Origin of the sequence: Stenotrophomonas maltophilia group sp. Smal32 (genome assembly GCF_030237085.1) — a bacterium.
Taxonomy (GTDB): Bacteria; Pseudomonadota; Gammaproteobacteria; order Xanthomonadales; family Xanthomonadaceae; genus Stenotrophomonas; species Stenotrophomonas maltophilia_Q.
This window is the reverse complement of the sequence record NZ_JASJSI010000105.1, coordinates 10,506-15,361: the sequence shown is the minus strand read 5'-3', so window position 1 is coordinate 15,361 and position 4,856 is coordinate 10,506. Positions and strand designations below refer to the sequence as shown.

Sequence of the window (4,856 nt, the reverse complement as noted above, 5' to 3'; positions counted from 1 at the left end):
CCCCCCCCCCCCCCCCCCCCCCCCCCCCCCCCCCCCCCCCCCCCCCCCCCCCCCGCCCCCCCCCCCCCGCCCCCCCCCCCCCCCCCCCCCCCCCCCCCCCCCCCCCCCCCCCCCCCCCCCCCCCCCCCCCCCCCCCCCCCCCCCCCCCCCCCCCCCCGGGGCGTATGCCCCCCGCCCCCGGGCGCCGCCGCGCAGGGGGGGGGGGGGGGGGCGTCGGCTCTACACCACGCGTACAGCGCCACTGGCCTAGCGCGCGGGCACCTCGGTGCGGATGCCCATCGCTTCGCGGTAGCGTGCGTACAGCGCCATCACCTTGTCCACATAGGCCAGGGTTTCGGCATACGGCGGCACGCCCTTGTAGCGGGTGACCGCACCGATACCGGCGTTGTAGGCCGCCGCCGCCAGCGGCCGGTCACCGTTGTAGCGGCGCAGCAGCGCGCGCATGTAGCGCGCGCCACCATCGATCGACTGCTGCGGCGAGAACGGATCGCGCACGCCGAATTCCTGCGCGGTCTCGGGCATCAGCTGCATCACGCCCTGCGCACCTTTGCTCGAGACCGCCAGCGCATCGAAGTTGCTTTCGGCATGGGCAATCGCGCGCAACCAGGCGTCATCCACGCCGGTAGCCTTGGCGGCGGCCTTGAACTGCTTGGCATGCTGGGCCAGCTGCGGTTTGCCGACCTTGCCAAGGCCCTCGTGGGCAGGCTCTCCCGGCGGCGTGGCCACGGTGAACTTCAGGAACACCTTCGAGCCGGGCAGGTTGCGGGTGGAGTAGACCAGCACGCCCTCCTGCTCGCGCTCGTACAGCACACCACTGAACACACCCATGTTGCCCCACAGGTTCGGTGTCTGGATGGCGTTGTCGTCGATTTCCCTGGGGGTACAGCGCGAGCCGGGTTCCGGGGCGGTGGCCAGGCTGACGGTGTTGCCCTGCACGCAGCGGTAGACGGTGCGTGCGGCGGCCAGCCCGGGCCACAGGCTGGGCAGCAACAACAGCGCGAGCAGGAAGGGGCGACGGGACATGGCGGCCGGATGATCCGGCCACGCCCGCTAATGTTGGGTGAATGGGGATGGGGCGGGTACCGGGACCCGCAACGGAACTGGAACTGGAACCGGCACCGGTAGCTGCACCGGTAGAGTCGACTGTTAGTCGACTATCGCGCGCAGCGCGGGGATTTGCGGTGGCCCATGGGAGAGCAGTCGACTAACAGTCGACTCTACCGATTTCCGACGTTCCGACGTTCCGACGTTCCGACGTTCCGGTTTCCGACGTTCCGGTTTCCGACGTTCCGATCTCCAACGTTCGCGATTTCCGGCATTGCCGCCCCCTCCGCATCCCCGGTCATTTCGCCGTTCTGCATCGCACCCAGTACCCCACGCCCAGCAGCACGAACCACACCGGGCTGGCCATCAACGCCTGGCGGGTGTCACCCTGCAGGCTCAGCAGCACCAGTACGCCGGCGAAGAACACCAGGCAGGCCCAGCACATGGCGACGCCGCCGGGCATCTTGAAGATCGAAGCAGCGTGGCGCTCCGGGTAGCGACGGCGATAAGCCATGTAGGCCACCAGGATCAGCGACCAGACGAAGATGAAGAGCACGGTGGCCAGCGTGGTCACCAGGGTGAACGCCGTCACCAGGTTCGGGATCAGGTAGATCAGCAGCGTGCCACCCAGCAGGCACAGGCAGGAGAACAGCAGGCCACGGGCCGGCACGGCGGCGCGTGACAACTTCGACAACCCGCGCGGGGCGTGGCCTTCCTCGGCCAGGCCGTACAGCATGCGGCTGGTGGAGAAGATGCCGCTGTTGGCCGACGACGTGGCCGAGGTCAGTACCACGAAGTTGATCAGGCTGGCCGCGGCCGGAATACCGGCCAGCACGAACAGCTGCACGAACGGGCTTTTGTCCGGCACCACCTGGCGCCACGGGGTGACGGCCATGATCGCGATCAGCGCCAGTACGTAGAAGATGATGATGCGCACCGGAATCGAATTGATCGCCTTGGGCAGGTTGCGCTCGGGGTCGGCGGTTTCGGCGGCGGTGGTGCCGACCAGCTCGATGCCGACGAAGGCGAACACCGCAATCTGGAAGCCGGCGAAGAAGCCAACCAGCCCCATCGGGAACATGCCGCCGTCATTCCACAGGTTGGACAGCGCCGCGGTGTGACCGCTGGGCGAGGTGAAGCCCCACGCCACCAATCCGGCACCGGTGATGATCAGCGCGCAGATCGCCACGATCTTGATCAGCGCAAACCAGAATTCCATTTCACCGAACAGCTTCACCGTCACCAGGTTCAACGACAGCAGCAGCATCACGCACGCCAGCGCCGGCTTCCAGGCTTCAAGCCCGGGGAACCAGAACTGCGCGTAGGCGGCAATCGCGATCACGTCGGCGATGGCGGTGACGATCCAGCAGAACCAGTACGTCCATCCACAGAAGAATCCGGCCCATGGGCCGAGCAGATCGGTGGAGAAATCGATGAAGGACTTGTAGTTCAGGTTGGACAGCAGCAGCTCGCCCATCGCGCGCATCACGAAGAACAGCATCGCGCCGATGATCAGGTAGACGAAGACGATGGACGGGCCCGCCAGGCTGATGGTCTTGCCCGAGCCCATGAACAGCCCGGTGCCGATGGCACCGCCGATGGCGATCAGTTGCAGGTGGCGGTTGGACAGGCTGCGGCGCAGGTGCTCGGGGGGCGTGGCGGGCTCGGTCATGGGCGCGGGAAGGGGCGGGTGAAGCGTTCGACGGTAGTCCTCCGTGCGCCGAAGCGCCAGCGCCGGATGGGCTGATTCCGTCAAACCTGGCCGCTTTCATCACAATGTGACGAATTGCCGGGTCATGCCCATTCCGCCCGGCCCGGCGCCATGCTCAGATAGCCGCACCTGCCCACGGACCGGCCCGACCATGCGCCCTGCCCTGCCTGCACTGCTGGAGCCCCGGCCATGAGCCGCCTGCGCGTCATCATCGGCGGTACCGCGCTGGCCCTGCTGGCCGCCGCGGTACCGATCGCCGTCATGGCCTACGCCACCTGGGACCGTGCCGTCAGCGTGGAACAGGAACGCCTGCGCGACATCGCCGTGCGCACCCTTCGGCGATCGGACCTGTCCTACCACGAGGCACTGCACGCCCTGCAGTCGGCGCAGGCCAGCGTGGCACAACCGTGCACGCCCGAGCATATCCGGCGTATGCAGACGCTGGTGATGACCACGCCGGCGGCCGACCAGATGGGCTATTTCGAAGACGGCAAGCTGCGCTGCACCTCGTGGGGGACTTTCCATTCGGACGTGAACCAGCCCAAACCCGACCACGTCACCAGTGATGGCGCGGGAATCGCGGTGGACGTGCGCCCGGAGGCCAGCGGCCGGCGGCAGATGCTGGCGATCCTGTATGGCAGCTACGACGTGCTGATGGATCCGCGCCGCTTCGTCGACGTCATCGTCGATCCGCACGTGCGCCTGGCCCTGGCCAGCCCGGATGGGCGCCTGTTGGCCAAGCAGAAAGGCATGGACACGGCGTTGCTGGAAGCCATGCTGCGCAATCCTGGCGAGGGCCTGGACCAGAACACGCTGTACGCGACCGCACGCAACGAGGAATGGCTGGCGATCGCAACCACGCCACGTACCGCGCTGGCTGCCACGTTCCGGCAGCAGGCGTGGTTGTTCGTGCCGCTGGGCGTCCTGCTGGCTGCCGCCGGTGCCGGCCTGGTGATCTGGCTGTCGCGGCGCCGCCTGTCGCTGCGCGGTGAACTGGCCACCGCCATCCGCCGCCGCGAACTGTACCTGCACTACCAGCCGATCATCGAGCTGGATACCGGCATCTGCGTCGGCGCTGAGGCATTGATCCGCTGGCAGCGCCCGGATGGCACCCAGGTGCGTCCGGATCTGTTCATTCCGCTGGCCGAAGAGGCCGGCATGATCGCCGACGTCACCGACCTGGTAATCGAGAACGTGGTGCGCGACATGCGCGAGTTGCTGGTTGCCGATCGCAGCGCGCACATCGCGATCAATCTCGCCGCCGAGGACATCAGCAGCGGTCGTGCGTTGAAGATGATCTCCAAGCACATGGCCGGCAGCGGCATCCTGCCGCAACAGATCTGGATGGAGGCCACCGAGCGCGGCTTCCTCGACCTGGACCGCGCCCGCACGATGCTGGCGCAGGCGCGGCGCGCTGGCCACAGCGTGGCCATCGATGATTTCGGCGTGGGCTTCTCCAGCCTGCAGTACCTGGAGCAGCTGCCGCTGGATGCGCTGAAGATCGACAAGTCGTTCATCGATGCGATCGGCACCGAGAGCGCGACCAGCCCGGTGACCCCGCACATCATCGACATGGCCAAGGAACTGGGGCTGTGGGTGGTGGCCGAGGGCGTGGAGACCGAAGCACAGCTGGCCTACCTGCACAGCCGCAAGGTGGAATTCGGACAGGGCTGGCTGTTCTCGCGACCGCTGCCCCGGGATGAGTTCGTGGCGTTCCACCACAAGCGGCAGCAGCGCTACGGCGCGGCGCGGGAGGACATGCAGAATCCGCGCAGCGTGCCGATCGAGCGTGAGGGAGTGGAGTAGGACGGCGAACGGCGGAGCCCCTCGTGGGGGGTCGCGTACTGCTATCCCAGGGTTGGCCGGGACGGGGGGGGTTGGGGGGGGCGCCGGTAAACCGGCCCTGGGGGGGTTGGCGGGGCCATCATCGCGCCGCCACCCCCCCCCACCCCCCCCCCCCCCCCCCAGTCACGGTCCTTCATCGTTCCACCCCCGAAAAAAACGATCAATTGAAAAACAAAAACAAAAAAAAATCCAAAACCCGGGGGCTGGGGTGGGGGGGTTCAAGCCCTGCCTGGTTGGGGTGTAACCCGGTGGTTCG

General features: G+C 67.8%; 3 protein-coding genes. 1 reads left to right on the top strand and 2 read right to left on the bottom strand.

Going from position 1 to position 4,856, the window contains the following annotated elements; genetic code table 11:
• Nucleotides 1–246: 246 nt before the first annotated feature.
• Together QRO91_RS18565 and cycA are read right to left on the bottom strand one after the other, a co-directional pair.
• The gene (locus QRO91_RS18565; RefSeq protein ID WP_197620362.1) at nucleotides 247–1,023 is read right to left on the bottom strand and encodes a lytic transglycosylase domain-containing protein; all 777 of its coding nucleotides are present in this window, start codon (nucleotides 1,021–1,023) and stop codon (nucleotides 247–249) included.
• 319 nt (nucleotides 1,024–1,342) lie between these two features.
• On the bottom strand, nucleotides 1,343–2,716 hold the full coding sequence (gene cycA / locus QRO91_RS18560; protein ID WP_049428395.1) for a D-serine/D-alanine/glycine transporter: 1,374 nt from the start codon (nucleotides 2,714–2,716) through the stop codon (nucleotides 1,343–1,345).
• 228 nt (nucleotides 2,717–2,944) lie between these two features.
• Between cycA and QRO91_RS18555 the strand changes: the two genes are divergently transcribed.
• Nucleotides 2,945–4,561, top strand: a complete 1,617-nt coding sequence (locus QRO91_RS18555) for an EAL domain-containing protein (protein ID WP_049428397.1) — start codon at nucleotides 2,945–2,947, stop codon at nucleotides 4,559–4,561.
• The last annotated feature ends 295 nt before the right edge of the window (nucleotides 4,562–4,856 follow it).